Genomic DNA, 26,917 nt, shown 5'->3' with positions numbered 1-26,917 from the left:
GGGCCAAGGAGGGCCCGAACATGGTGGGAAGAGGTGCGTGAAGTGGCTGACGACGGCCATGCGCCATGGCGGCCTGGGCTTGTGTCTGGCAGCGGCGAGCAGTTGGGGCGAGGGCTTGCCGCCGCCACCGGGCGAGGCGCTACTGGAAAGCGATGCGCTGCTGTACCTGGACCTGTCGGTGAACCAGGTGCCTAAGGCCGAACTGGTCGCCGTCCAGCAGCGCGCCGGGCGCCTGTATCTGGACAGCGGCGTGTTGCAGGCTGCCGGTGTCCAGGTGCCGGGCCAGCCGCAGGGCGAGCTGGCGCTCGACGGCATTGCCGGCCTGCATGCCGACTACGACAGTGCCGGCCAGCGCCTGAACCTGCAAGTGCCCGCCGCCTGGCTACCCGAGCAGCGTATCGGCGGGCCGGCACTGTATCCGGCCAGCGAGGCGCGCAGCAGTTTCGGCAGCTTGCTCAACTACGACGCCTACCTCAACGACACCGACGACGGCGGCACCCACCTGGCCGTGTGGAACGAGCTGCGCGTGTTCGACACATGGGGCACCTTGTCCAGCACAGGACAGTGGCGCCAGGCCTTCGGCGACACGCCAGAGGCGCTGCGACGCGACGGCTACCTGCGCTACGACACCACCTGGCGCTACACCGACGAGCAGCGCCTGCTGACCTTCGAAGCGGGCGATGTGCTTAGCGGCGCCTTGCCCTGGAGCCGTTCGGTGCGCATGGGCGGCGTGCAGGTGAGCCGGGATTTCGCGGTGCGGCCGGACATCGTCACCTATCCGCTGCCGGCGTTTTCCGGAGAGGCGGCGGTGCCGACCTCACTTGAGGTCTTCATCGACGGCTACAAAGCCAGCGCCAGCCAATTGCAACCGGGGCCTTACACCCTGACCAACGTGCCGTTCATCAACGGTGCCGGCGAAGCGGTGGTGGTGACCACCGACGCCCTGGGTCGGCAGGTGTCTACCACCTTGCCGTTCTATGTCACCAGCAGCTTGTTGGCCAAGGGCCTGAGCGACTTCTCCCTGGCGGCCGGGCGCTTGCGCCGCGACTACGGGCTGCGCGACTTCGCCTACGGCGCAAGCGGCGCCACGGCCAGCCTGCGCCACGGCCTGAGCGACAGCCTGACCCTGGAGGGCCATGTCGAGAGCGGCGAATCGCTGCAGTTGGGCGGGCTGGGCGGCAACCTGCGCGTAGCCACCTTCGGGGTGCTCAACGCCGCAGTGGCGCAGAGCCGCCTCGACGGCGAGCGCGGTCAGCAGGTGGCGTTCGGCTACCAGTACAACAGCCGGCGCCTTGGCTTCAATTACCAGCATGTGCAGCGCAGTGGCGAGTACGCCGACCTGTCGCGCCTGGACAGCCCACTGGCACGCCTGAGCCGACGCAGCGAACAGCTCACCCTGAGCCTCAACCTGGACCGCTACGGCAGTCTTGGCGCGGGCTATTTCGACATCCTGGCCGCCGACCGCAGTCGTACCCGCCTGCTCAACCTCAGCTGGAGCAAACCGCTGTGGGGCAGCAGCAGCCTGTACCTGTCGGCCAACCGCGAGGTGGGTACGCAGCGCTGGGCGGCCCAAGCGCAATGGGTCGTCCCGTTCGGCGCCAGCGGAACGCTGGCCACCAGTCTGGAGCGCAACCAGGCCGGGCAGAGCTTGCAACGCGTCAACTACAGCCGCGCCGTGCCGCCCGGTACGGGCATTGGCTACAACCTGGGCTATGCCCGCGGCGAGGATCGCGCCGACTATCGCCAGGCCGACGCCACCTGGCGTCTGCAATCGGTGCAGCTGCAGGCGGGCCTGTACGGCACCGCCGAGCAGACCACGCGCTGGGCCGATGCCAGCGGCTCGCTGGTGCTGATGGATGCCGGTGCGTTCGCCGCCAACCGCATCGACGACGCCTTCGTGCTGGTCAGCACCCAGGGGCATGCCGATGTACCGGTACGCTACGAAAACCAGTTGATCGGCCGTACCGATGACGACGGCCATCTGCTGGTGCCCTATAGCAGCGGGTACTACCGCGGTAAATACGAGATCGACCCGCTGGAACTGCCGGCCGACGTGCAGGTGTCGCAGGTCGAGCAACGCGTGGCCGTACGTCGCGGCAACGGCTATCTGCTGGAGTTCGAATTGCAGCAGGTCCGCGCGGCCAACATCGTTCTGGTCGATGCGCAGCGGCGGCCCCTGGCGTTGGGCAGCCGCGTCGTGCACCGGGAGAGCGGCGCGCAGGCGGTGGTGGGTTGGGACGGTCTGGTCTATCTGGAGCAACTGGCCGCACGCAATCGCCTGCAGGTCGAGTCTGCCGACGGCGCAGCGTGCGAGGTGGTCTTCGAGCTACCGGCAGCCACTGGCGAAATCGCCCAGCTCGGCCCTCTGGTGTGCCGGTGAGACGGCTCGCCTGGCTGCTGCTCAGCGGCTGCTTGCCGTTGACGAGCGCCTGGGCCGCGTGCGAGTCCATCGCCACCGCCCCGGCGAACTTTGGCGATGTGCCGTCGACCGGGGTACGCAGCACGGCGCAGAGCGCTTCGACCCTCAATGCCGGCCTGCGCTGTACGGGCGCCGTACTTTCGGTGCTGGCCAGCACCGACCGCTTCCAGCTCACCGTCACCCCCAGCAGCGGTGGCTTGGTAGGGCCGAGCGGCGATGTCATCGGCTACACCCTGTTCGCCGACAGCGCGCGCAGTTTTCCGATTACCCGCGGCGTCACCTTCGAGTACGCGCGTACCGGCCTGCTCGAAGCCCTGGGCCTGCTCAACGGCAGTACGCCCAAATCGGTGCCGTTGTACCTGCGTACTGTGGTCGGCAGCAACGTGGCCGCCGGCCTGTACCAGGAAACCCTGACCCTGGCCTGGAACTGGAACTACTGCTCGGCTATCGGCATTGGCAATCTATGCACCGGTCGCGACACCGGCGCGCGTAGCCAGCAATTGACGGTCAGCCTGCGGGTGACCAACGACTGCCAGATCGTCGCGCCCGCAGTGAGCTTCGGCAGCGCCCCGGTGGTCGGCGAATTCGCCACGGTTCGCCAGAGCATCGGTGTGGCCTGCACCAAGGGCAGCAACTACAGCGTCGGGCTGGACGACGGGCTGGCCGCGGCCGGGGGGCGGCGGCGCATGGCCAATGGCGCTGGCGGCTTCATCGCCTATGACCTGTACAAGGGTGCCAGCACGTTACGCTGGGGCAACCAGGGCGCGGCGCGGCGTGCGAGCGGTGAGGCCGAGGTCAACGGTGGGGTGGGTACCGGGATAGGCAGTCAGGTGTTCAATTACAACGCCAAGGTCTACACCGACCAGGCCACGCCGCCGGAGGGGCGCTACCGCGACAGCGTGGTGCTGGACGTACAGTTCTGAAGCGCACGTGAGTGGCTGCGCAATCGACCGCAAACAGTATCCTGCACGGGTAGCTACCCTGGACTGCCCAGGGCAGATACCCGTGAGACTCAGCGCAGCTCGGCGGTCAGTTCGAGCAAGGTGTCCAGCACGGCGCCCGCCAGCGCCTTGGAGCGCGCGCCCGACCAACCGGTGCGCGGATTGGGCGCGTCGTCGTGGTCCTTGAACGGCATCTCCAAGGTCAGCGACAGGCAATCGTAGGTCTGGCCGACGGCGTTGCACGCCAAGGCCATGTTGGCCTGGCCGGGCGCGTCGCGGGTGTAGCCGTACACCTGTTGGAAGTCCTCGGTGAGCCCGCACAGCGTATCGCGAAAGCGCTGTTCCAAATCGGCCAGGCGTGGGCCGTAGTTGGGATTGCCCTCGCAGGCGGCGGTGAACACGTGAGGGATCTCTTCGTCGCCGTGCACATCGATGAACGCGTCCACGCCATGGCGCTGCATCTGCGTCTGGGCGAAGAACACCTCGGGGCTGAGCTCGAGGCTGGCGCTCTGCCAGGCGCGGTTGAGGTCCTGGCCCTTGAAGTTGGTGCGCAGGTGGCCGTGGTAGGCGCCGTCGGGGTTCATGTTGCAGATCAGGTAGAGGTCGGCCGCGGCCAGCAACGCCTGGACCTTGGCATCGTTCTGCTCGAGGCGGTCGATGACGCCTTCCATGAACCATTCGGCCATGTGCTCGCCGGGGTGCTGCTGGGCGATCAGCCACAACTTGCGTTTGCCGGGGGCGCCGTCGCCGGCGCGCAACAAGGGAATGTCGCGGCCCTGCACACTGCGCCCGCTGGCCAGCAGCGCCACACCGGCGATGCCTTGCGCGCGTTCGATCAGTTGGTTGTGCCTTGCGCGCGGGTAGGGCTCGAAATAGGCCAGCCACACGTGCGCCTGCTCGGCATCGAGGTCGATGTGCAGGGCGGTGCCGTCGAACTGGCTGGGCACGCGGAACCAAGTCTGCTGGTCGTAGGAGGCGACCGCATGGTAGCCCGTCCAGGCGTTGGGGTAGGAGGATCGGCTGGCGTTTTCCAGGCTGAAGCGATGGCGCTGGCCTGGGGTCAGGCCTTGGGCACGGAAGTGGAACCACTGGAAGTGGCCGCTATGGCTGTCGGGCCGCAGGGCCAAGCGTACGTGTCGAGGCTGGGAGGCATCCACGACCTCGATGTTGCCCGAATCGAAGTCGCAGTCGATGTGCAGCGGGGATAGCGTCACGGCCATTGCCAAGCTCCTCTGGCGTTATTGTGCCGTCACTTTACCCCTCAGGCTCCCAGGCCGAAAGCCAGGACCGCCGCCACGCCCAGACCCACCGCCAGGGCGCAGCCGCCCAGCGACAGCGCGGCGCGCCCCTGGCGGTAGCTGCTGCGCTCGCCCAGCGCCTGGGCGGGAGCCAATAGGCTGCGCCAATGCAGCTCGGTGGCGTGGAACGCGTGCAGGTGCGCAGGCGAGGCGTCGAGCCAGCGACGAAAGTCGATGCGTTCGCAGGCGGTGGTGGCCGGGTTTTGCAGCCTGACGTACCAATGACAGGCCTGAGCGGCGATAGCGTTTGGCGGCGGCAGGGTCGCATGCAACGCCTGCGCCATCAGTCGCTCGACGCATTCGATGCGCAGGTCGAGGCGCTCCCCGATCTGGGCGAAGTCGAGACCGTCCAAGCGGCTGAGCAGAAACACCTGCTGGGCGCGACGCGGCAGGCGTGCGAAGCGTTGCGGCATAGCGTTTCGCAGCGGCTTGTCGACGGCGCACGCAGGTTGCATCGGGGGCAGCGATACACGGCTCATGGACAGCTCCTTGCGTAGCGGCGGGAAAGTAGGGGGCGTCGTCCGTGACGCTGCATGAGCTTAGTGGTAACGAGATTGATTCTCAAGTGCTGATTGGTGAAAGCTTCGCGCGATTGTGTTCTCGCCATGCGCAGCTTTGCTATTATTCGGCCACTCAAGCGGCAACCCTTCTTCATTAGCCTGAAGAGCACCAAAAAAAAGACCCAGCAAAAGCTGGGTCAAAAACCGTGATTAGCCTGATGAGGAGATAAACTGAACGCCCGACCTAAGGGCTTTCAGAATATCCAGCGAGCCTCTCGACCCGCTGAGTGCAATAATAATCGTTATCATTTGGCAGTCAAATGATTTTTAGCGATGTGGCGAAAAAAGCCTGAGCACTTCCTGATCGCGGTTTCCAAGCAGGCCTCGGCTTTCGGCCCTTTCATACCCTCATCCTTCTTGCGAATGCCGCTGCTCCAGCAGCGACCTGGCCATGTTGATCATGTGCATCAAGGCGTACATCACTTCACGCACATTGCCCTGTTGGTGGCTGGCGCTTTCGCATGCGGTGGCGGCAGCGCTGCGCAACAGGTTCATGACGTGGGCGTCGACCATGTCGGGGCTGACGTCGTCGCGGACGGTCCAGGGCGTGCGGTCGACCGAGGTGCTGGCTGCGGTAGGATTGAGGTAGTAGTCCAGCGCGCGGCGGGCGGCTTCGCTGTCCAGTTCTTTATCTGAATATGTCGTGGGTTTCATCCTGTTACCAAATAGTGATGAGCGGGGAGGGAATGTTTCCCTACTATAGTACAAGCAGTATTAGCTCAGGCTGTTACAAATAATACCATTTGTGTATTGAGCGCAACGGGACAGGACGTATCGTGCGGGCGATGGATAAATGGATCGCATTGGTAAAGCTAAAACTGCGCGAGCTCGGCCTCTCCCAAGAGCAGCTGGCCGAGCGCGTCGGCGTCACCCAAGGCGGTGTCGGCCACTGGCTGCGTGGTACGCGCACACCGAAAATCGACATGATGAACAAGGTCCTGGTGGCCTTGGGCATGCCGCATTTGCACGTATCCCTGAGCATCGCGCCGGTGAACGCCATCGCCGAACGCGCTGGCCGTTACGGGGCGCAGGACGCTTCCGACACGGACGCCGAAACAGACATATCTCAATACATCTTGTGTTTCCGCTACCCGGTCTTGGCGTGGACCGAACTCGACGGTCCGCTGCCAACCTCCAGCATCGTCACCGAGCAGACCGACTACTGCGCCCAAGGCAAGGCGTTCTGGCTGCGCGTCGAGGGCGATCTGATGAGCTCGGCCACCGGTCCCAGCGTGCCGGAGCACATGTTGGTGCTGGTCGACCCTGGTGTGCCCGCCGCTCCCGGAAAGTTGGTGATCGCTCGCCAACAGGGGACCACGGCCATGTTCCGGCAGTTGGTGGAAGATGGCGGCCAGCGTTTCCTCAAGCCGCTCAACCCCACGTATCCGAAACTGTTGTGCGGTGTGGGGTTTGAGGTGATCGGGGTAGTGGTGCGCTCGCATGGGGTGCATTGAGGCGACGAAAAGCCGTCATGGCGTGCGCGACGCGCGGTAGGGCGAGCGGCCTAGGCAAGCCCGCTCGCGCCTCGGACGCCCATTTCTACAAAGCGACCAACAACGTACCTTCGCTGACCATCTCGCCTTCGGCGCACAGCAGCGCGCTCACCACTCCCGCTTCGGGCGCGCGAATGCTGTGCTCCATCTTCATCGCCTCCAGGATCACCAGCGCAGCGCCTGCCTCCACGGCCTGGCCGGGTGTGACCAAGACCCTTACGATGCTGCCGTTCATCGGCGCGCTGAGCCCGCCGGCCAGTGCCGCACTGCCTTGCGCGGCACTGGCCGGATCGTAAGCGCGCAGGCCGTACCATTGCTGCTGCCAGCGCAGATACAGCGTGTCGCCACGGCGTATGGCCGGCGTAGCGGGCGACGCTGCCGGCGCTGTCGAGTCCGCCCGAGTCTCCCAGCAGGCCGTACCCTCCAGCGTCACGACGCGATCCACGCCGTCGCACTGCAAGGCCACCACGCGCCGCGCTGCCAGCCCCAGGCGCAAACCGTCGGTGCGCGACCAGGGCGACTGGGCATCGTCGTCGCGACGGCGACTGCCCATCTCCTGCAACCAGACCTGCGCCGCACGCTGCCAGAACGCGTCGGGCAAGACGTCGGCAGGAGGCAGCAACACGGCCTGATGGCGGGCGATGAAGCCGGTGTCCAGCTCGGCCGCTGCGAACGCGGGGTGGGCGAGGATGCGCTGCAGGAACGCCAGGTTGGTCTTCACACCGCCGATGGCCATGCCCGTCACCAGCTCCAGCAGGCGTTGGCGCGCCTGTTCGCGGTCCTCGCCCCAGGCGATCAGCTTGCCCAGCATGGGGTCGTAGTAGGGCGAGACCGTGTCGCCTTCGCCCACCCCGCTGTCGATACGCTGGCCGGCTCCCAGCGTAGGCTCCCGGTATAACGCCAAAGTGCCTGTCGCCGGCAGGAACTCCTGCGCCGGGTCTTCGGCATACAAACGCACTTCGATCGCATGCCCGCGCAATGGCACCTCAGCCTGGGTCAGGGGCAGCGCTTCGCCCCGCGCCACACGAATCTGCCAGGCCACCAGGTCCAGCCCGGTGATGGCCTCGGTGACCGGATGCTCGACTTGCAGGCGCGTGTTCATCTCCATGAAGAAGAAATCGCCACGGGCATCCAGCAGAAACTCCACCGTACCGGCGCCCACATAGCCGATGGCCTGCGCGGCGCGCACCGCCGCCTCGCCCATGGCCTGACGCAAGTCCGGGGAGAGGCCGGGCGCCGGCGCTTCTTCGACCACCTTCTGGTGGCGGCGCTGGATCGAACAGTCACGTTCGTTGAGGTACAGACAATGGCCGTGACGGTCGGCGAACACCTGGATCTCCACATGCCGCGGTTGCAGCACGTATTTCTCCACCAGCATGCGCGCGTCGCCGAACGACGCCTGCGCTTCGCGCTGTGCCGAAGCCAGTGCTTCGGCCAATTGCGCTTCTTGCTCGACCACCTTCATGCCCTTGCCGCCACCCCCGGCGCTGGCTTTGAGCAGCACCGGGTAGCCGATGCGTGCGGCGGCCTCGCGGAAGGTGTCCGGGTCCTGCGCCTGGCCGTGGTAACCCGGCACCAACGGCACCCCAGCCTGTTCCATCAAGGCCTTGGCCGCCGATTTGCTGCCCATGGCTTCGATGGCGCGTGCCGGTGGGCCGAGAAAGATCAGCCCGGCGTCTTCGACGGCCTGGGCGAATGCCGCGTTCTCGGAGAGAAAGCCGTAGCCCGGATGCACCGCCTGCGCGCCACTGGCACGCGCCGCAGCCAGCAGCTTGTCGATGTCCAGATAGCTGTCGGCCGCCTTGGCCCCGCCCAGGTCGACGCTGAGGTCGGCTTCGCGCACGTGCCGTGCCTGGCGATCGACGCCGCTGTGCACGGCCACCGTGGTCAGGCCCATGGCCTTGGCGGTGCGCAGAATGCGGCAGGCGATCTCGCCGCGGTTGGCGATGAGCAAGGTATTCAGGGTGGATGAAGTCATGGGCGCGGCTCCTGCTCGCGGGGGGTGGCCTGCCAGGCAGGAGGTCGCTTGTGCAGGAAGGCCTGCAAACCCTCCTGGCCTTCGGCGCTGACACGAATCTGCGCGATGCACTGCTCGCACGCCTCGCGCAGCGCCTTCGAGGGAACGCTACCGTCGACCTGGCGCAACAGCGCCTTGCTGGCGCGCATCGCCTGGGGGCTGTTGAGCAGCAGCGTTTCGATCCAGGTGTCGACCTGGGCATCGAGCTCTGCCGCTGGGTAGACCTCGGCCAGCAAGCCCAGCCGCTGCGCCTGCACGCCGCTGAAACGCTGCGCGGTCAAAGCGTAGCGCCGCGCGGCACGGGCGCCGATGGCCTGGACCACGAATGGGCTGATCACCGCCGGCGCCAGACCGATGCGCACCTCCGACAGGCACAACTGCGCATCGTCCGCACCGATGGCCATGTCGCAGCAACCGATCAGGCCCAGCGCGCCGCCGAACGCCGCGCCTTGCACCACGGCCAGGGTCGGCATGGGCAGCGCGTGCAGGCGGTACATCAGCTCGCCCAGGGCTTGGGCGTCGCTCAGGTTCTGCGCCAGGTCCAGTTGCGCCGCCCGCTGCATCCACTGCAGGTCGGCGCCGGCGCTGAAGTGCCGCCCACGCCCGCGCAGCAGCACGAAGCGCAGGCTGGCGTCCTCGCCCAGCTGGGTGAGCGCACTCGACAACTCGTCGATCATCTGCGCGTCGAACGCATTGTGCTTGTCCGCACGGTCCAGCCACAGGGTGGCGAACCCGCGAGGATCGTGGATCACTTCCAGGGTGTCGAAAGGCTTCATGGCGTCACATCCGGAAAATGCCGAAACGGCTAGGCGCGATGGGCGCGTTGAGGGCGGCGCTCAGGGCCAGGCCCAGGACGTCGCGGGTCTGTGCCGGGTCGATGACGCCGTCGTCCCACAGGCGCGCGCTGGAATAGTAGGGGTGGCCCTGGCGCTCGTACTGGTCGAGGATCGGCTGGCGCAGGCGTGCTTCGGCCTCGGCGTCGAACGGCTCGCCGCTGCGCAGGCTCTGCTCGCGCTTGACCTGCACCAGTACCCCGGCCGCCTGTTCGGCGCCCATCACACCGATTCGCGCGTTGGGCCACATCCACAGAAAGCGCGGGTCGTAGGCGCGGCCGCACATGCCATAGTTGCCGGCGCCGAAGCTGCCGCCGATGATCACGGTGAATTTGGGCACTTGCGCGCAGGCTACTGCGGTGACCAGCTTGGCGCCGTGCTTGGCGATGCCGCCTTCTTCGTATTTCTTGCCGACCATGAAGCCTGTGATGTTCTGCAAGAAGAGCAGGGGAATGCCGCGCTGGCAGGCCAGTTCGATGAAGTGCGCACCCTTTTGCGCCGCCTCCGCGAAGAGGATGCCGTTGTTGGCCAGGATCGCCACCGGATAGCCGTGCAGGTGGGCGAAGCCGCACACCAGCGTGGTGCCGAACAGCGCCTTGAATTCGTCGAACCGCGAGCCGTCCACCAGGCGCGCGATCACCTCGCGCACGTCGAACGGCTGCTTGGCGTCGGCCGGGACCACACCGTACAGCTGCTCGGCCTCATACAGCGGCGCGCTGACTGGCTGGCACTGCACCTGGCCGTGCTTGCGCCAGTTCAGATTGGCCACGCAGCGGCGTGCCAAGGCCAGGGCATGCGCGTCGTTCTCGGCGTAGTGGTCGGCCACGCCGCTGGTGCGGCAGTGCACGTCGGCGCCGCCCAGGTCTTCGGCGCTCACCACCTCGCCCGTGGCGGCCTTCACCAGGGGCGGGCCGGCGAGGAAGATGGTCGCCTGCTGGCGCACCATGATCGCTTCGTCGGCCATGGCCGGCACGTAGGCGCCACCTGCCGTGCACGAGCCCATCACCACGGCGATCTGCGGGATGCCCTGGGCGCTCAGGTTGGCCTGATTGAAGAAGATCCGCCCGAAATGCTCGCGATCGGGGAACACTTCGTCCTGGCGGGGCAGGTTGGCGCCGCCCGAATCCACGAGATAGACGCACGGCAGCCGATTTTCCAGGGCGATGGCCTGGGCGCGCAGGTGTTTTTTCACCGTCAGCGGATAGTAGGAACCTCCTTTGACCGTGGCGTCGTTGGCCACGATCACGCATTCGACCCCTTCGACCCGGCCGATGCCCGCCACCAGGCCTGCGGCGGGCACGTCTTCGTCATACACCTGGTAGGCGGCCAACTGGCCGATTTCGAGGAAGGGCGAGCCTGGGTCGAGCAGGCGGTCGATGCGTTCGCGCGGCAGCAGTTTGCCGCGCGCAGTGTGCCGGGCCTGGGCCTGGGCCCCGCCGCCCTGGCTGACCTGGGCCAGCAGGGCGTGCAGCGCTTCGACCTGGGCCAGCATCGCCTGGCGGTTGCGGGCGAACTCGGGCGAATGGGCGTTGAGCTGGGTCTTGAGAATCATCGTGAGCCTCGTTGAGCGGCAAGTCGTTGCGGCATGGCCGGCTGAAAAGGTGAGGCGATGCCGAGGGGCGACGTCGCCATCGAATCGGCATTGCCGGCCAGTGCAGGTCGAGCCAGAGTCGGCTGCCCGAGCCTATGGGCAGTGAGCGATACAGCGAGCGCTCACCGCGTTTCGTTGAACAACTCGCGGCCGATCAACATGCGCCGGATCTCACTGGTGCCCGCGCCGATTTCGTACAGCTTGGCGTCACGCAGCAGACGCCCGGCAGGAAATTCGTTGATGTAGCCGTTGCCCCCAAGGATCTGGATCGCCTCCAGGGCCATCTGCGTGGCGCGCTCGGCGGTATAAAGGATCACGCCGGCGGCATCCTTGCGCGTGGTCTCACCGCGGTCGCAGGCCTGCGCCACGGCGTACAGGTAGGCGCGGCTGGCGTTGAGCTGGGTGTAGAGGTCGGCGACCTTGCCCTGGATCAGCTGGAACTCGCCGATGCTCTGGCCGAACTGCTTGCGGTCGTGGATGTAGGGCACCACCAGGTCCATGCAGGCTTGCATGATCCCGGTAGGACCGCCGGCCAGCACCACGCGCTCGTAGTCCAGCCCGCTCATCAGGACGCGCACGCCGCCGTCGAGCTGGCCGAGAATGTTTTCCTGCGGCACCTCGACGTCGTCGAAGAACAGCTCGCAGGTGTTGGAGCCGCGCATGCCCAGCTTGTCGAACTTCTGGCTGCGGCTGAACCCCTTGAAGTCGCGCTCGACGATGAACGCGGTGATGCCGTGGGCGCCGCGTTCCAGATCGGTCTTGGCGTAGATCACGTAGGTGTTGGCGTCGGGGCCGTTGGTGATCCAGGTCTTGCTGCCGTTGAGCACGTAACGGTCGCCGCGCTTGTCGGCGCGCAGCTTCATCGACACCACGTCGGAGCCGGCATTGGGCTCGCTCATGGCCAGTGCCCCGACGTGTTCGCCGCTGATCAGCTTGGGCAGGTACTGGCGCTTTTGCGCTTCGCTGCCGTTGCGGTTGATCTGGTTCACGCACAGGTTCGAGTGCGCGCCGTACGACAGCGCCACCGAAGCCGAACCGCGGCTGATCTCCTCCATCACCAGCACATGGGCCAGGTAGCCCAGGCCGGCGCCGCCGTATGCTTCCGACACGGTCACACCCAACAGGCCCATGTCGCCGAACTTGCGCCACAGGTCGGCGGGGAAGAGGTTGTCCTGGTCGATCTGCGCAGCCCGTGGGGCGATTTCGGCGGCGACGAAGGCGCGCACATGGTCGCGCAGCATGTCGAGGGTTTCGCCCAAGGCGAAGTTGAGGGAGGCGTAGTACATGGCGGCACCTTGTTGTTCTTGGAAATCGGCAGTGATGTTCGACAGCCTAGTCAGCAGGACCGGGCCCTGCGGGCCAATGTCTTGATTGCATTGGCCACAAGTCACGAAGACTTTGCTGGCCGTGCCGAGCGCAGGCCAGCACGGCCAAGTGCAATTCGAACGTCTGGGCTTTCACCTTTACGTTAACGTAAACATGGCGCTCGAGACTGTCAATCCACCGATCACCTTTACGTAAACGGAATCCTGGGCCAGAGTACGTGCGGCTCGTTCGTACCCAGAACAATCACAAGAAGGGACGCCCATGACTCAACCCAGCTACAGCCGTGGCCGCCAGGACCCACCGCTGCTCACCCAGACCCTCGGCCAGGCGTTCGATGCCTGCGCCACCCGCCATGCCGACCGCGAAGCGCTGGTCGTGCGCCACCAAGGCTTGCGCTACAGCTGGCGGCAATTGGCCGAGGCGGTCGACACCCATGCGCGGGCCTTGATGGCGCTGGGCATCGAGACCGGCGAGCGCATCGGCATCTGGGCGCCCAACTGCGCCGAGTGGTGCATCCTGCAGATCGCCAGCGCCAAGGTCGGCGCGGTGCTGGTGACCATCAACCCGGCCTATCGGGTCAGCGAATTGGACTACGTGCTGCGCCAGTCGGGCTGCCGCTGGCTGGTCTGTGCCGACGCGTTCAAGACCTCCGATTACCACGCCATGCTCATCGAGCTGATCCCGAGCCTGGCGACCCACGCACCAGGCCACTGGCGCAGCGACACGCTGCCGGCGTTGCGCGGTGTCGTCAGCCTGGCCGCGCAGCCACCGCAGGGCTTCGTCGCCTGGGCCGACCTGGCCGGGCGGGCAGGGGAGGTGCAGTGGCCGGCCTACTGTGCCCGCCAGGCCAAGCTGCGCTGCGACCAGCCGGTGAACATCCAGTACACCTCCGGCACCACCGGCGCGCCCAAGGGCGCCACATTGAGCCACCGCAACATCCTCAACAACGGCTTGATGGTCGGCCACAGCCTGGGCCTGACCGAGCACGACCGTCTGGTGCTCCCGGTGCCGCTGTACCACTGCTTCGGCATGGTCATGGGCAACCTGGGCTGCATCACCCACGGCAGCACCCTGATCTACCCCAGCGACGCCTTCGACCCGGAACTGACCCTGCGCTGCGTCGCCGAAGAGCGCGCCAGCGTGTTGTATGGCGTGCCCACCATGTTCATCGCGCTGCTCGACCACCCGGCACGCGCGCAACTCGACCTGTCGACCCTGCGCAGCGGCATCATGGCCGGCGCCACCTGCCCGATCGAGGTGATGCGCCGGGTCATCGACCAGTTGCACATGGCCGAGGTGCAGATCGCCTATGGCATGACCGAGACCAGCCCGGTGTCGCTGCAGACCGGTGCCGACGACGAGCTCGAACGGCGCGTCACCACCGTGGGCCGCACCCAGCCGCACCTGGAAACCCAACTCGTCGACGCGCACGGCGCAGTGGTGGCCCGTAACGAGATCGGCGAGCTCTGCACCCGCGGCTACAGCGTGATGCTCGGCTATTGGGACAACCCCCAGGCCACCGCCGAGGCCATCGACGGCGAAGGCTGGATGCACAGCGGCGACCTGGCGGTGATGGACGAGGAGGGCTACGTGCGTATCGTCGGGCGCGGCAAGGACATGATCATCCGCGGCGGCGAGAACATCTACCCGCGCGAGCTGGAGGAGTTTCTCCATACCCACCCGGCGATCGCCGAGGCGCAGGTGGTCGGGGTGCCCTGCGAGCGCTATGGCGAACAGGTGGTGGCCTGGGTGAGGTTTCGTCAAGGGCAGGCGCTGGAGGCCGATGCGCTGCGGGACTGGTGCAAGGCACGCATCGCGCATTTCAAGGTGCCGCGGCATTTCCGGTTCGTTGAGCAGTTTCCCACCACGGTGACGGGCAAGGTGCAGAAGTTCAGGATGCGCGAGATCAGCCTGAAGGAGCTTGAGTCGAGGGCTTGGTGTGATCCAGATCGATCAGGTACTTGATGAATAGGGGTCGCGAACCGGTGAGGGCCGTCTGAGCGGCCCAGATCATGCCTCGAATCTGGGTCGCGCATTTAGGGTGCACTGCATTGTCAAAGTAAGAACGCCGACCCCATAACCCAATACAGCGGCGGCCGCCCGAGAGAGCGAGCCGCGCTATCCGCCTCGGGCGTGGATGTGCTCGGCAACATCAGCGCCCCGCTTTGATGGGCGGCTCCTGCGCCGGCGGATCGCCTACCGGCGCCTGCTCCTCGGCAGGGTCGTGGGGCTCCTGCTCGGGCACCGGAGTCGGCAATTCCGGCTCGTCGATGTTCGGGTCGGGCGTTTTTCCAGGCATGGGCAGGGGCATGGTGTCACCTCGCAACGTAAGTTGAGCTGTTGGCCCTAAGTCCGACCGCTGCCAAGCCGGCTTGGCTCAATTGTTTTTGAACCCTGGCACGTTACGGCGGCTCTGAACCTTCACCGCCTCAGTCTCAGGGAGCAAGCTCAGATGTCACGTAACGAGCCTTATGAAAGCGTGCCCATGGCCAATGACCACCCGCAGCAGGCGATCAGCCTGGCCCAGGCGTTGATGGCGCCGCGCATCGTGATCGAAGACATCCAGCCGACCCTGGACGGTGGCGCCTTCGCTGCCAAGGCCGTGGTCGGCCAGCCGGTCGCGGTCAGTGCCAAGGTCTACAGCGACGGCCACGACCGCCTGGCCGTGGTGCTGCACTGGCGCGCCGCCGCAGCCGATGCCTGGCACAGCACCAGCCTGATCGACATGGGCAACGACCTCTGGCAGGGCGAGTTCACCCCCGAGGCGCTTGGCCCGCACCAGTTCCGCATCGAAGCCTGGATCGATCCGTTCGCGACTTACTGCTACGACCTGGAGAAGAAGTACCAGGCCGGCGTCGATGTGAGCCTCGAGCTGCGCGAAGGGCAGATGATGCTGGGCCAGGCCGCCGACCGTTGCCAGCCGGAGCTGCAAGGCCGCTTGCACCAGGTGCGCGAGCGCTTGGAAGGCTTGTCTACCCATGAACAGGTGGCGACGCTGCTGGAGCCGCAAACCTCCCTGTTGATGACCGAAGCCGAACACCGCAGCTACCTGACCCAAAGCCCCATACTACCGCTGGACGTCGACCGCGAAGCGGCGCTGTTCGCCAGCTGGTACGAGCTGTTCCCCCGTTCGATCACCGACGACCCGGCGCGCCACGGCACCTTCAACGACGTGCATTCGCGTCTGCCGATGATCCGTGACATGGGCTTCGATGTGCTGTACTTCCCGCCCATCCACCCTATCGGCCGCCAGCACCGCAAAGGCCCGAACAACTCGCTCGATGCCGGCCCGGACGATGTGGGCAGCCCCTACGCCATCGGCAGCGCCGACGGAGGACACGACGCCATTCATCCGCAATTGGGCAGCCGCGAAGACTTCCGCAAGCTGGTCGCCGCCGCCGCCGAGCACGGCCTGGAGATCGCCCTGGACTTCGCCATCCAGTGCTCGCAGGACCACCCCTGGCTGCAGGAGCATCCAGGCTGGTTCAGCTGGCGCCCTGACGGCACCATCCGTTACGCCGAAAACCCGCCGAAGAAATACCAGGACATCGTCAACGTCGACTTCTACGCGGCCGACGCCGTGCCTGACCTATGGATCGCCCTGCGCGACGTGGTGATCGGCTGGGTCGAGGAGGGCGTAAAAACCTTCCGCGTCGACAACCCGCACACCAAACCCCTGCCGTTCTGGCAGTGGCTGATCGCCAACGTGCGCAGCCAGTACCCCGAAGTGCTGTTCCTCGCAGAAGCCTTCACCAAGCCGGCGATGATGGCGCGCCTGGGCAAGGTCGGCTATGCGCAGAGCTACACCTACTTCACCTGGCGTAATACCAAGGAAGAGCTCAGCGAGTACTTCCAGCAGCTGAACCAGGCGCCGTGGCGCGACTGCTACCGGCCGAACTTCTTCGTCAACACGCCGGATATCAACCCATTCTTCCTGCAACAGTGCGGCCGCGCAGGCTTCCTGATCCGTGCCGCATTGGCGACCATGGGCTCGGGCCTGTGGGGCATGTATTCGGGGTTCGAGCTGTGCGAAGCCGCGGCCCTGCCGGGCAAAGAGGAATACCTGGACTCGGAGAAGTACGAGATCCGCACGCGCGATTTCACCGCACCCGGCAACATCATCGCCGAGATCGCCCAACTCAACCGCATCCGCCGGCAGAACCGTGCGTTGCAGACCCACCTGGGCGTGACGATGCTGACCTGCTGGAACGACAACATCCTGTACTTCGCCAAACGTACGCCGGAACGCGACAACTACATCCTGGTGGCCGTCAGCCTCGACCCGCACAACGTGCAAGAGGCGCATTTCGAGTTGCCGCTGTGGGAGCTGGGGCTGGAAGACCATGCCGATACCCAGGGTGAAGACTTGATGAACGGCCACCGCTGGACCTGGCATGGCAAGACGCAGTGGATGCGCATCGATCCGAACTATCAACCCTTTGGTATCTGGCGGATCAGCCGCGGCGAATGACCTGGACTGCCGCAGGCGGCCTGTCGGTGGAGCTGCGCCCCGGCGTTTTGTGCCGCAGACCCAGCATGTGCGGGAACAGGTCCACACGCGACAGGCGCAAGTAGTCGGCCGTACGTCTGGATCGGAGGTGTACGGTGTTTATTTGGGGCCGCCTTGCGGCCCATCGCGGCTTAAGCCGCTCCTACAGGCGCTAGGCTCATGCAGGCGCGAGACTGATGGGGCGATGGGTTTACCACCGACTTCAAAGGAGTTGCACATGGCCAAACGTTCGCGCCCGACAGCCTTTATCGACGATCCGCTGTGGTACAAGGACGCGGTGATCTACCAGCTCCACGTCAAATCATTCTTCGACGCCAACGGCGACGGTATCGGCGATTTCGCCGGGCTGATCGGCAAGCTCGACTACATCGCCGACCTTGGAGTCAACACCCTTTGGCTGCTGCCGTTCTACCCCTCGCCACGGCGCGACGACGGTTACGACATCGCCGAATACAAAGCCGTGCATCCCGACTACGGTACCCTGGCCGACGCCAAGCGTTTCATCGCCGAAGCGCACAAGCGCGGCCTGCGCATCATCACCGAGCTGGTCATCAATCACACCTCTGACCAGCACCCCTGGTTCCAGCGCGCGCGCCACGCCAAACCCGGCAGCAAGGCGCGCAATTTCTACGTGTGGTCCGACAGCGAGCAGAAATACGACGGCACGCGCATCATTTTCCTCGACACGGAAAAGTCCAACTGGACCTGGGACCCGGTCGCCGGCCAGTACTTCTGGCACCGCTTCTATTCGCACCAGCCGGACCTCAACTTCGACAATCCGCAGGTGATGAAGGCGGTGCTCGGGGTCATGCGCTTCTGGCTCGACCTGGGCGTCGACGGCCTGCGCCTGGACGCCATCCCGTACCTGATCGAGCGCGACGGCACCAACAACGAGAACCTGCCCGAGACCCACGCGGTGCTCAAGGCCATCCGCGCCGAGATCGACGCCCACTACCCGGACCGCATGCTGCTGGCCGAGGCCAACCAATGGCCCGAGGACACCCGGCCCTATTTCGGCGAAGGCGAGGGCGACGAAGGCCACATGGCCTTCCACTTCCCGTTGATGCCGCGCATGTACATGGCCCTGGCCATGGAAGACCGCTTCCCGATCACCGACATCCTGCGCCAGACCCCGGAGATCCCCGCCAAGTGCCAATGGGCGATCTTCCTGCGCAACCACGATGAGCTGACCCTGGAAATGGTCACCGACCGCGAGCGCGACTACCTCTGGAACCACTATGCCGAAGACCGCCGCGCGCGCATCAACCTCGGCATCCGCCGCCGTCTGGCGCCGCTGTTGCAGCGCGACCGTCGGCGTATCGAACTGCTCACCAGCCTGCTGCTGTCCATGCCCGGCACGCCGACCCTCTACTACGGCGACGAACTGGGCATGGGCGACAACATCTACCTGGGCGACCGCGACGGCGTGCGTACGCCCATGCAGTGGTCGCCCGACCGCAACGGCGGCTTCTCGCGCGCCGACCCGCAGCGCCTGGTATTGCCGCCGGTGATGGACCCGTTGTACGGGTTCCAGACGGTCAATGTCGAAGCCCAGGCCCACGACCCGCACTCGTTGCTCAACTGGAACCGCCGCCTGATCGCCGTGCGCAACCAGCAGAAAGCCTTCGGCCGCGGCACCCTGAAAGCCTTGACGCCGAGCAACCGGCGCATCCTGGCCTATGTGCGCGAGTACACCGACGAGGCCGGCAACCACGAAATCATCCTGTGCGTGGCCAACGTGTCGCGCACGGCCCAGGCTGCCGAACTCGACCTGTCGCAGTACGCCGACAAGGTGCCGGTCGAGATGCTCGGCGGCAGCGCGTTCCCGCCCATCGGCCAACTGCCATTCCTGCTTACCCTCGCGCCCTACGGCTTCTATTGGTTCCAGCTGGCCAGCCACGAGCGCATGCCCAGCTGGCACCAGCAGCCGGCCGAGGCCCTACCGGAGCTGACTACCTTGGTATTACGTCGACGTCTCGAAGAGCTGCTGCAACCCCCCGCCCGCGATGAGCTCGAAGGCACCATCCTGCCGCAATACCTGCCCAAACGCCGCTGGTTCGCCGGCAAGGAAGGCCCGCTCGACAGCATCAGCCTCAGCTATGGCGTGCGCTTCGGCAGCGACGAGCATCCTGCATTGCTCACCGAAATCGAAGTGCTGAGCAATGGTGTCGCCAGCCGCTACCAGCTACCTTTTGGTTTGTTGCGCGAAGAGCACATCAGCACCGCCTTGCCCCAGCAACTGGCCCTTTCACGGGTGCGCCGCAGCCATGAGGTGGGCTTGATCACCGACGCCTTCGTCCTCGAACCGTTCATTCGCCAGGTGCTGCGCGCCTGCCAGGACGAAAAGCGCCTGCCTTTGGAACAGGGGGAGTTGCAGTTCCACCGCACCGAGCATCTGCAAGGCTTCGAGCTGGCGGACGACACCTCGGTGCGCTACCTCAGCGCCGAGCAGTCCAACAGCTCTGTGGTGGTCGGCGAGCACTTGGTGCTCAAGATGATCCGCCGGGTCAATGGCGGTGTGCACCCCGAACTGGAAATGAGCGCCTACCTGACTCAAGCCGGTTTCGCCAACATCTCGCCGTTGCTGGCCTGGGTCAGCCGCGTCGACGAGCAGGCGCAACCGCACCTGTTGATGATCGCCCAGGGCTATCTGAGCAACCAGGGCGACGCCTGGGCCTGGACCCAGAACACCCTGGAGCGGGCCATCCGCGACGAGCTGGAAGCGCAGCAGGGCACCGAACAGGGCCATGCCGACGCGCAAACCGAACTGGCCGAGTTCGCCGCATTGTTCGGCCAGCGCCTGGGCGAAATGCACCTGCACCTGGCCGCGCCCACCGACGACGCCGCGTTCGCGCCGCAGGTCAGTGGCCACGAGGACAGCCAGCGCTGGGCGCAGCAGATCGGCGCCGAGCTGAACCATGCGCTGGATTTGCTGGCCCAGCACCGCGACGCGCTGGATGCCGATAGCCAGGCGCTGGTCGACGACCTGCAACGGCAGCGCGAGGGCCTGGCCCAGCACGTCGCCCGTCTGGCCGCACAGGCCCAGGGCGGGCTGTTGATCCGCGTGCACGGCGACTTGCACCTGGGGCAAGTGCTGGTGGTGCAGGGCGACGCCTACCTGATCGACTTCGAAGGCGAACCCTCGCGTCCTTTGCAAGAGCGGCGTGCCAAACACAGCCCTTATAAAGATGTCAGCGGCGTGCTGCGCTCTTTCGACTATGCTGCCGCGATGATCTTGCGCAGCGCGTCTGCCGCGGACCTTTCCGAGACGGAGCGACAAGCCCGGCAACGTGTGGCCCGGCAGTATCTGCACCAGTCGCGACACGCCTTCGTCGAAGCCTATGGCCTTGCCACCGCCGCCATGCCCCATGCCTGGGAGCAAGGCGATGGCGAGCGGGCGGCGCTGGAGCTGTTCTGCCTGGAAAAGGCCGCCTACGAAATCACTTACGAAGCCGAAAATCGTCCTGCCTGGCTTGCCGTGCCCTTGCACGGCCTACACGGACTGATCAGTACCTGGGGAGAGACAGAATGAATGCCACAACGCGTGACAACGGCGGCTTGCGCCAGCGCGACCTGGATGCGCTGGCGCGTGCCGAGCACGCCGATCCGTTCGCCATCCTTGGCGCCCATGCCGATCCTGCCGGCGGCGTGACGGTCCGCGCCTTCCTGCCTTCGGCGCTCAGCGCCCGGGTGCTGGCCCGCGACGATGATCGCGTGCTGGCCGACATGCAGCAGGGCAGCCTGCCGGGCCTGTTCTTCGCCCACCTCGAAGAGCGACAGCCCTACCGTTTGCAGATCGGCTGGGCCGGCGGCGAGCAGGTCACCGAAGACCCGTACAGCTTCGGTGCCCTGCTCGGTGAGATCGACATGCACCTGTTCGCCGAAGGTACCCACCGCGAGCTGGCCGAGCGTTTCGGCGCACAGCTGACCCAAGTCGATGGTGTGGACGGTGTGTGCTTCTCCGTATGGGCGCCCAACGCGCGCCGCGTTTCGGTGGTCGGCGCCTTCAACGGTTGGGACGGACGTCGCCACCCCATGCGCCTGCGTTCGGAGTCGGGTGTATGGGAACTGTTCATACCGCGCCTGGGTGCGGGGGGGTCGTACAAATTCGAGGTGCTCGGCCGAGACGGTGCCGTGCTGCCGCTCAAGGCCGACCCGCTGGCGCGTGCCACCGAACTGCCGCCGAGCACCTCGTCGAAGGTCACCGGGCCTTTGGCCCACGCCTGGAATGACGAGCGCTGGATGAGCGAGCGCGAGCGGCGCCATGACATCCATGCGCCACTGTCGATCTATGAATTGCACGCCGGTTCCTGGCAATGCGAAGTGGACGACGGCGGCGCCGTGTCGCATGTCTACAACTGGCGCGAACTGGGCGAGCGCCTGATTCCCTATGTCAAGGAACTGGGCTTCACCCACATCGAACTGTTGCCGATCATGGAGCACCCGTTCGGCGGCTCGTGGGGCTACCAGCCGCTGTCGATGTTCGCGCCGACTTCGCGCTACGGCACACCGGAAGACTTCGCCGCGTTCATCGACCAATGCCACCAGCACGACATCGGCGTGATCCTCGACTGGGTACCGGCGCATTTTCCGACCGACGCCCACGGCCTGGCGCAATTCGACGGCACCGCCCTGTACGAATACGCCAACCCCCACGAAGGCTTCCACCAGGATTGGAACACCCTGATCTACAACCTCGGCCGCAACGAGGTGCGTGGCTTCATGCTGGCATCGGCGGTGCATTGGCTCAAGCGCTTCCACATCGACGGCCTGCGCGTCGACGCGGTGGCCTCGATGCTCTACCGCGACTACTCGCGCAAGGCGGGGGAGTGGGTGCCGAACGTCCATGGCGGGCGTGAGAACCTCGAAGCCATCGAGTTCCTGCGCCAGCTCAACGACATCGCCGGCCAGGAAGCGCCGGGCGCGCTGATCATCGCCGAGGAATCCACCTCCTGGCCGGGCGTCAGCCATCCCACCCAGCAAGGCGGCCTGGGCTTCACCTACAAATGGAACATGGGCTGGATGCACGACACGCTGCATTACATCCAGAACGACCCGATCTACCGCGCCCACCACCACAACGAGCTGAGCTTCGGCCTGGTCTACGCGTACTCGGAAAAGTTCGTACTGCCCATCTCCCACGACGAGGTGGTCCACGGCAAAGGCTCGCTGATCCAGAAAATGCCGGGCGACCAGTGGCAGCAGTTCGCCAACCTGCGTGCGTATCTGGCCTTCATGTGGCTGCACCCCGGCAAGAAACTGCTGTTCATGGGCTGCGAGTTCGGTCAGTGGCGCGAGTGGAACCATGATGCCCAGCTCGACTGGTACTTGCTGCAGTACTCCAACCACAAAGGCGTGCAGGACCTGGTCGGCGACCTGAACCGTCTGTACCGCGACCTGCCGGCCTTGCATGAGCTGGACTGCCAGCCCACGGGCTTCCAGTGGTTGATCGGCGACGACGCGCAGAACAGCGTCTACGCCTGGCTGCGCTGGAGCAGCAAAGGCGAGGCGGTGTTGGTGGTGGCCAACTTCACGCCGGTGGCGCGCGAAGGCTATCGCGTCGGCGTGCCGTTCGAAGGCCAATGGCGCGAGTTGCTCAACAGCGACGCCGAGCGCTATGCCGGGAGCAACTTCGGTAACGGCGGCGGCGTGGATGCCGAGCATCTGCCCAGCCATGGCCAGGCATATTCGCTGTCGCTGAACCTGCCGCCGCTGGGTGTGCTGGTGATGCAGCTCGAAGCGCCTCTGGAGCCATAAGCCATTCGGGGCCGTTTCGCGGCCCCATTCTTTCTGTGGGCATGAGCCTCGGTCGAGGGTCGACCCGACGTCTTCGTCAAACCTCTTCAACTCGCGCCGGTCGCTCGTTTCCTCGAGCGACAGCGGCGTGCCTTTGGCCGGACCTCAACCCTCGACGCCATGCGAACGGTCATAGCCATTGGCCTGGGGCGTTACCCAGCCTTCGGGCTGCTGCGCGGCCGCGTAGATTTCCACCCGCAGCGGGTAACACTTGGCCGAATCGGACGAGTGCTCAGAAGAGCAATCGCCGCCCGGGCAGGCCGACAGACACCCCAACAAATCGATCTCGGCGAAGAACTCCAGAAAATCCCCTGGCCGTACAGGGCTGGCCTTCATGAAGTACTGTCCGGTGTCGCGGGTGAACCCTGTGCACATGAACACGTTGAGCACATCGTGCACATGGGGTTCGGCCTGGTGCGGCGTGAGGCCAGTGGCAGCCGACAGCGCGCGGGTCAGGTTGGAATGGCAGCAATGGTGGTACTGGCCGCCGTCGCTGAGCAGGTTGTGTGTATAGGGGTCGCAGCGCGTGCCGATGACATCGTGCACCGAGCCGCCGAAGGCGTCGAAGCCGTACCAGTCGAGGGTGTCGTGGGTGATGGTCGCCATCGGCCGCAAGGTCGGAAAGCTTGCAAATAGCTGGTCGCCGACGCCCAAGTGGGTGCCGTTCAGGGCGCGGGTCTTGCCGGTGTAGAAACGTTCGCTGAGGTCGTGTGAGTTGAACAGGTTGAGGTCGCCGACCTGCGGGCCTTCGGTGGAGACGATGCGGAAGAAGCCGCCGGCGGGCACGCGGAAGGTGGCGGCGTCGCGCGCCGGCACCACCACGGTTTCGACGAGCGTGAGCCCTCCGCGCACGGCGCGGTAAGCGTCGATGTCAGGCCGTGGCAGGGTTTCGACCGGGTAGCAGAGCACGGGCGCGATGGCCTTGCGCTGCGCGGCGTCGTCGGGGGCTTGGGTCAGGGCAACGGGTTTCATGGGCATCTCCATAAGACGGCCAGCATGGGGGCTGGGCTAGGCGCGGGCAGGGTGGCTCAACAGGTCGAGCAGGGCATGCTCGGAGTCGTCGAGGTAACGGTTCATGGCTTCGGCCGCCGCCTGGCGTTGGCCGGCGGCGAGCAGGTCGTGGATTTCGTGGTCGCGTTCGAGCCACGGGCGTTGGAAGTTCTCTTCGTCGGGCGCCACCGCGAACACCAAGCGCATCTGCGCTGCGGTGTTGGTGAAGAAATCGTCCAGCAAGGGGCTGCGCAGCAAGCCGACGATGTGCTGGTGGAAACGCAAGCTGTGGGTGCCGAAGGCTTGCCAGTCTTCGCGGTCGCGGGCCAGTTCCGCCGCCTCGATGGCTTCGAGCATGCGGTCGGACTGGTATTCGCGCAGCGGCTTGCTGCCCAGGATGGCCTGGATCTCCAGCGTGCGCCGCACCAGGAACAGGTCGCGCACCTCGGCCGCGCCGACGCGCCGGACTATCACCCCCTTGTTGCGCACATAGGTGGCCAGGCCTTCGCGACCGAGCCGGTGCAGTGCTTCGCGCACGGTGTTGCGCGAGGCGTTGTAGCGATTCACCAGATCCGCTTCGACCAGCGCCATGCCTGGCAACAGGCGCCCGCCGATGATGTCTTCGCGCAGCTCGCAAGCCACTTGGTCGGCCAGGCACAGGCCGGTTTGGGTCGAGGTCTTCATGCCAGTTGCACGTCCTTGAGAAAGCGACCCATGCGCTCGCTGCGGTTGTCCAGCAACTGGCGCGGCGAGCCGGCCTGGACGATCTGCCCGCTTTCCATGAACACCACGCGGTCTGAGACCTGGAACGCGAATTTCATTTCGTGGGTGACGATGATCATGGTCATGCCCTCGCGGGCCAGGTCCTCAATGACCTTCAGTACGTCGCCCACCAGTTCCGGGTCCAGGGCCGAGGTCGGTTCGTCGAACAGCATTACCTTGGGCCGCATGGCCAGGGCACGGGCGATCGCCACGCGCTGCTGCTGCCCCCCAGACAGCTGATGGGGATATTTGCCGGCGTGCTCGCGTAGCCCCACCTTGGCCAGCAGCGACAGCCCCCAGGCATGCAGCTGTTCGGCATCGGCGTGGCCATGGTGGCGCGGGGCGAGCAGCACGTTGTCGAGCACGGTCCGGTGCGGGAACAGGTTGAAGCCCTGGAACACCATGCCCACCTGTACGATGCCGTCCATGTGCCGACGCGCACCTAGCGCGCCGCCGGGCTCCTGGGCTCCGCGCAGGAAGGCATGCCCGCACAGCTCGACGCTGCCGCGGTCCAGGTTTTCCAGGCCGTTGAGGGTACGGATCAGGGTGGTCTTGCCCGAGCCGGACGGGCCGATGATCGACACCACTTCGCCGAAACGCACGTCCAGGTCGATACCCTTGAGCACTTCGAGCTGGCCATAGTGCTTGCCCGCGCCGCGTACGCTGAGCGCCAGCGCGTCTTGCGCGGCGGCATTCGGCGCAGGCGTTGCCACCACGGCAGTGCTGTCGACCACCGCGCGCGGCTTGCGCTGGCTGACGTCCAGATGACGCTCCAGGCGCTGCAGCAGGAAGCTGAACACGGTGACGATCAGCACGTAGTAGAACGCCACCGCCAGCATGGTCTCCATGACCAGGAAGTTCTGCGTGTACAGCTGTTGGCCGACCAGCAGGATTTCGGCCAGCGAGATCACCGACACCAGCGAGGTCAGCTTGACGATGGTGATGTACTCGTTGGCGAGCGTCGGCAAGGCCACGCGCAGGGCCTGGGGAATGACGATCAGCCGTTGCACGCCGCCGTAGCCGATGCCCAGGGCCTTGCCGGCTTCCAGTTGGCCCTTGGCCACGGCCAGCAGGCCGCCGCGATGGATCTCGGCGATGTAGGCCGCCTCGCTCAGCACCAGAGCGATCAGCCCTGCCGCATAAGGGTTGGACAACAGCACGCTGGTGGACGGAAACACCTGCGGCAGGTTGTAGACGAAGATCAACAGCACCAACAGCGGAAGGCTGCGGAAGAACCAGATGTACAACGCCGCGGCCCGGTTGAGCAGGCGCTTGGGCGATTGCCGGGCCAGAGCCAGGAGAAAGCCCAGCACGATGCCCAGCACCCAGGTTTCCAGGCTCAGCTCGACCACCGTGCCTACGGCCTTCCAGAAGTCGCCGTTGGCCAATAGGCCGAGGGCGTAATGCCAGTCGAATTGCATGGGAAAGACTCCGATCTACTGCGCGGCGGCGGTGGGCTGGCCTAGGGCCTGGGCGATGTCGGCGGCGCTGGGTTCGGCCAGGTTGTACTGGGTGAGCAGGGTCTGGTATTCGCCGCTGGCCTTGAGGGCGCTGAAGCCCTCACGCAGCTCGCCGAGCAGCGCCTCGTTGCCCTTGCGCACAGCCAGGCCGATGACCACCGGGTAGATCAGGCTGTCGGAGCTGAGAGTGACGCGGCCCTTGAGCTTGTCGCTGATGATGCGCGCCACGGCGGCGTCTTCGAACTGCACGTCGACGGCCTTGGCCAGCAGGGCTTGAGCCGCTTCCGGCGAAGTGGGGTACTCGCGCGAGTCGATCGGCGCCTGGCCATTGGCCTGGCAGTAGTCCTTGGACAGGCTCGTCAACTTTGGAATCCACGAGCCGCCCTTGATCGAGCCGACCCGCTTGCCGCACAGGTCTTCCGGGCGCTGCGGACGGAAGCTGTCGTCGGCGCGCACCATCAGCGATGCGCCGCTTTTCAGGTAGGGCAGGAAATCCACTTGGGCTGCGCGCTCCGGGGTGACGTACAGCGCCGAGGCGACCAGATCGAAACGGCGGGCGTTGACGCCCATCACCAGGTTGGCGAAGCGCGTGTCGAGGAATGCCGGTTCCAGCTTCAGGTGCTTGCCCAGCAGGCTCATGAAGGTCGGATCGAAACCGGCCGGTTTGCCATGCTCGAGGTAAGCGTAGGGTGGATAGGTGAGGTCGGAGCCGATGCTCAGGCGTTGTGGCTGCAAGGTCGCGTCGGCGGCATGCGCGCCGGCGCTGGCGAGTAGGGCGGCGACAAGCAGGGAAAGGGCAGGGTTGGCACGTCGAGACATGAGGCGGCTCCGGAAGATGGATTGTTCAACAATCGTTATCCAGATCCATATCAATTGGCGTGCCAACTGAATGCTTTGCCATGTTTCCAGAAGGCTTTTCAA

General features: G+C 65.7%; 19 protein-coding genes. 7 read left to right on the top strand and 12 right to left on the bottom strand.

The genetic code is table 11. From position 1 onward, the window contains the following. Window positions 1-58 precede the first annotated feature (58 nt). The gene (locus B4M43_RS16445; protein WP_296269015.1) at window positions 59-2,380 is read left to right on the top strand and encodes a fimbria/pilus outer membrane usher protein; all 2,322 of its coding nucleotides are present in this window, start codon (window positions 59-61) and stop codon (window positions 2,378-2,380) included. After that, window positions 2,377-3,342 (top strand): Csu type fimbrial protein, encoded by a 966-nt coding sequence (locus B4M43_RS16440; protein WP_296268540.1) that lies wholly within the window; start codon window positions 2,377-2,379, stop codon window positions 3,340-3,342. The genes B4M43_RS16445 and B4M43_RS16440 overlap by 4 nt, the downstream gene beginning before the upstream one ends. 89 nt (window positions 3,343-3,431) lie before the next feature. On the opposite strand, the gene B4M43_RS16435 is transcribed toward B4M43_RS16440, so the two are convergent. The 3 genes from B4M43_RS16435 to B4M43_RS16425 form a co-directional block, all read right to left on the bottom strand. Next, window positions 3,432-4,580 (bottom strand): M14 family metallopeptidase, encoded by a 1,149-nt coding sequence (locus B4M43_RS16435; RefSeq protein ID WP_296268539.1) that lies wholly within the window; start codon window positions 4,578-4,580, stop codon window positions 3,432-3,434. A gap of 41 nt (window positions 4,581-4,621) precedes the next feature. Further along, window positions 4,622-5,137 (bottom strand): DUF4880 domain-containing protein, encoded by a 516-nt coding sequence (locus B4M43_RS16430; RefSeq protein ID WP_414707864.1) that lies wholly within the window; start codon window positions 5,135-5,137, stop codon window positions 4,622-4,624. 429 nt (window positions 5,138-5,566) lie between these two features. Next, window positions 5,567-5,872, bottom strand: a complete 306-nt coding sequence (locus B4M43_RS16425) for a DUF6124 family protein (RefSeq protein ID WP_296268538.1) — start codon at window positions 5,870-5,872, stop codon at window positions 5,567-5,569. A 131-nt stretch (window positions 5,873-6,003) separates the two neighbouring features. Between B4M43_RS16425 and B4M43_RS16420 the strand changes: the two genes are divergently transcribed. Further along, on the top strand, window positions 6,004-6,672 hold the full coding sequence (locus tag B4M43_RS16420; RefSeq protein ID WP_296268537.1) for a LexA family protein: 669 nt from the start codon (window positions 6,004-6,006) through the stop codon (window positions 6,670-6,672). Window positions 6,673-6,757: 85 nt separating this feature from the next. On the opposite strand, the gene B4M43_RS16415 is transcribed toward B4M43_RS16420, so the two are convergent. The 4 genes from B4M43_RS16415 to B4M43_RS16400 all read right to left on the bottom strand — a co-directional run bounded on the left by B4M43_RS16415 (window position 6,758) and on the right by B4M43_RS16400 (window position 12,438). Continuing rightward, on the bottom strand, window positions 6,758-8,689 hold the full coding sequence (locus B4M43_RS16415; RefSeq protein WP_296268536.1) for an acetyl/propionyl/methylcrotonyl-CoA carboxylase subunit alpha: 1,932 nt from the start codon (window positions 8,687-8,689) through the stop codon (window positions 6,758-6,760). Further along, entirely contained in the window at window positions 8,686-9,504 is an 819-nt protein-coding gene (locus tag B4M43_RS16410; RefSeq protein ID WP_296268535.1) for a gamma-carboxygeranoyl-CoA hydratase, read from the bottom strand. The genes B4M43_RS16415 and B4M43_RS16410 overlap by 4 nt, the downstream gene beginning before the upstream one ends. Before the next feature lie 4 nt (window positions 9,505-9,508). Further along, on the bottom strand, window positions 9,509-11,113 hold the full coding sequence (locus tag B4M43_RS16405) for a carboxyl transferase domain-containing protein (protein WP_296268534.1): 1,605 nt from the start codon (window positions 11,111-11,113) through the stop codon (window positions 9,509-9,511). Window positions 11,114-11,274: 161 nt separating this feature from the next. After that, window positions 11,275-12,438 (bottom strand): isovaleryl-CoA dehydrogenase, encoded by a 1,164-nt coding sequence (locus B4M43_RS16400; RefSeq protein WP_296268533.1) that lies wholly within the window; start codon window positions 12,436-12,438, stop codon window positions 11,275-11,277. 301 nt (window positions 12,439-12,739) lie between these two features. Here B4M43_RS16400 and B4M43_RS16395 point away from each other — a divergent pair, with 301 nt between their 5' ends. Further along, window positions 12,740-14,443, top strand: a complete 1,704-nt coding sequence (locus B4M43_RS16395; protein ID WP_296268532.1) for an AMP-binding protein — start codon at window positions 12,740-12,742, stop codon at window positions 14,441-14,443. 187 nt (window positions 14,444-14,630) lie between these two features. Here the strand turns inward: B4M43_RS16395 and B4M43_RS16390 are convergent, their stop codons facing one another. After that, entirely contained in the window at window positions 14,631-14,789 is a 159-nt protein-coding gene (locus tag B4M43_RS16390) for a hypothetical protein (RefSeq protein ID WP_296268531.1), read from the bottom strand. Between the two features lie 141 nt (window positions 14,790-14,930). On the opposite strand from B4M43_RS16390, the gene B4M43_RS16385 reads away from it, so the two are divergent. The 3 genes from B4M43_RS16385 to glgB all read left to right on the top strand — a co-directional run bounded on the left by B4M43_RS16385 (window position 14,931) and on the right by glgB (window position 22,745). Further along, a complete protein-coding gene (locus B4M43_RS16385; protein ID WP_296268530.1) occupies window positions 14,931-16,949 on the top strand; it encodes an alpha-1,4-glucan--maltose-1-phosphate maltosyltransferase in 2,019 nt (672 codons plus the stop codon). Between the two features lie 256 nt (window positions 16,950-17,205). Then, complete coding sequence (treS, locus tag B4M43_RS16380) at window positions 17,206-20,520, top strand: maltose alpha-D-glucosyltransferase (protein WP_296268529.1); 3,315 nt, start codon at window positions 17,206-17,208, stop codon at window positions 20,518-20,520. Further along, window positions 20,517-22,745, top strand: a complete 2,229-nt coding sequence (glgB, locus tag B4M43_RS16375) for a 1,4-alpha-glucan branching protein GlgB (RefSeq protein ID WP_296268528.1) — start codon at window positions 20,517-20,519, stop codon at window positions 22,743-22,745. The genes treS and glgB overlap by 4 nt, the downstream gene beginning before the upstream one ends. Before the next feature lie 144 nt (window positions 22,746-22,889). On the opposite strand, the gene B4M43_RS16370 is transcribed toward glgB, so the two are convergent. The 4 genes from B4M43_RS16370 to B4M43_RS16355 are packed head-to-tail and all read right to left on the bottom strand — an operon-like array spanning window position 22,890 to window position 26,815. Next, window positions 22,890-23,756 carry an urea carboxylase-associated family protein gene (locus tag B4M43_RS16370; RefSeq protein ID WP_296268527.1) on the bottom strand — a complete coding sequence of 289 codons (867 nt, stop codon included), beginning with the start codon at window positions 23,754-23,756 and terminating at the stop codon, window positions 22,890-22,892. Between the two features lie 36 nt (window positions 23,757-23,792). Continuing rightward, window positions 23,793-24,458: a GntR family transcriptional regulator gene (locus tag B4M43_RS16365; protein ID WP_296268526.1), complete on the bottom strand. Its 666-nt coding sequence runs from the start codon at window positions 24,456-24,458 to the stop codon at window positions 23,793-23,795. Continuing rightward, window positions 24,455-25,957 carry an amino acid ABC transporter permease/ATP-binding protein gene (locus B4M43_RS16360; RefSeq protein ID WP_296268525.1) on the bottom strand — a complete coding sequence of 501 codons (1,503 nt, stop codon included), beginning with the start codon at window positions 25,955-25,957 and terminating at the stop codon, window positions 24,455-24,457. Before B4M43_RS16360 ends, B4M43_RS16365 begins: the two co-directional genes overlap by 4 nt. A gap of 15 nt (window positions 25,958-25,972) precedes the next feature. Further along, window positions 25,973-26,815 (bottom strand): transporter substrate-binding domain-containing protein, encoded by an 843-nt coding sequence (locus tag B4M43_RS16355; RefSeq protein ID WP_296268524.1) that lies wholly within the window; start codon window positions 26,813-26,815, stop codon window positions 25,973-25,975. Between the last annotated feature and the right edge of the window lie 102 nt (window positions 26,816-26,917).

This window comes from Pseudomonas sp. UBA6562 (assembly GCF_002434265.1).
GTDB lineage: Bacteria > Pseudomonadota > Gammaproteobacteria > Pseudomonadales > Pseudomonadaceae > Aquipseudomonas.
Note: the sequence above shows the minus strand (reverse complement) of the source record. Positions and strands in the feature narration are given on the sequence as shown.

What these genes read in the sequence shown, in the direction of transcription:
- B4M43_RS16445 (WP_296269015.1), top strand. Translation starts at nt 59, where the DNA reads ATGCGCCATGGCGGCCTGGGCTTGTGTCTGGCAGCGGCGAGCAGTTGG.
- B4M43_RS16435 (WP_296268539.1), bottom strand. Translation starts at nt 4,580, where the DNA reads ATGGCCGTGACGCTATCCCCGCTGCACATCGACTGCGACTTCGATTCG.
- B4M43_RS16430 (WP_414707864.1), bottom strand. Translation starts at nt 5,137, where the DNA reads ATGAGCCGTGTATCGCTGCCCCCGATGCAACCTGCGTGCGCCGTCGAC.
- B4M43_RS16425 (WP_296268538.1), bottom strand. Translation starts at nt 5,872, where the DNA reads ATGAAACCCACGACATATTCAGATAAAGAACTGGACAGCGAAGCCGCC.
- B4M43_RS16420 (WP_296268537.1), top strand. Translation starts at nt 6,004, where the DNA reads ATGGATAAATGGATCGCATTGGTAAAGCTAAAACTGCGCGAGCTCGGC.
- B4M43_RS16415 (WP_296268536.1), bottom strand. Translation starts at nt 8,689, where the DNA reads ATGACTTCATCCACCCTGAATACCTTGCTCATCGCCAACCGCGGCGAG.
- B4M43_RS16410 (WP_296268535.1), bottom strand. Translation starts at nt 9,504, where the DNA reads ATGAAGCCTTTCGACACCCTGGAAGTGATCCACGATCCTCGCGGGTTC.
- B4M43_RS16405 (WP_296268534.1), bottom strand. Translation starts at nt 11,113, where the DNA reads ATGATTCTCAAGACCCAGCTCAACGCCCATTCGCCCGAGTTCGCCCGC.
- B4M43_RS16400 (WP_296268533.1), bottom strand. Translation starts at nt 12,438, where the DNA reads ATGTACTACGCCTCCCTCAACTTCGCCTTGGGCGAAACCCTCGACATG.
- B4M43_RS16395 (WP_296268532.1), top strand. Translation starts at nt 12,740, where the DNA reads ATGACTCAACCCAGCTACAGCCGTGGCCGCCAGGACCCACCGCTGCTC.
- B4M43_RS16390 (WP_296268531.1), bottom strand. Translation starts at nt 14,789, where the DNA reads ATGCCCCTGCCCATGCCTGGAAAAACGCCCGACCCGAACATCGACGAG.
- B4M43_RS16385 (WP_296268530.1), top strand. Translation starts at nt 14,931, where the DNA reads ATGTCACGTAACGAGCCTTATGAAAGCGTGCCCATGGCCAATGACCAC.
- treS (WP_296268529.1), top strand. Translation starts at nt 17,206, where the DNA reads ATGGCCAAACGTTCGCGCCCGACAGCCTTTATCGACGATCCGCTGTGG.
- glgB (WP_296268528.1), top strand. Translation starts at nt 20,517, where the DNA reads ATGAATGCCACAACGCGTGACAACGGCGGCTTGCGCCAGCGCGACCTG.
- B4M43_RS16370 (WP_296268527.1), bottom strand. Translation starts at nt 23,756, where the DNA reads ATGAAACCCGTTGCCCTGACCCAAGCCCCCGACGACGCCGCGCAGCGC.
- B4M43_RS16365 (WP_296268526.1), bottom strand. Translation starts at nt 24,458, where the DNA reads ATGAAGACCTCGACCCAAACCGGCCTGTGCCTGGCCGACCAAGTGGCT.
- B4M43_RS16360 (WP_296268525.1), bottom strand. Translation starts at nt 25,957, where the DNA reads ATGCAATTCGACTGGCATTACGCCCTCGGCCTATTGGCCAACGGCGAC.
- B4M43_RS16355 (WP_296268524.1), bottom strand. Translation starts at nt 26,815, where the DNA reads ATGTCTCGACGTGCCAACCCTGCCCTTTCCCTGCTTGTCGCCGCCCTA.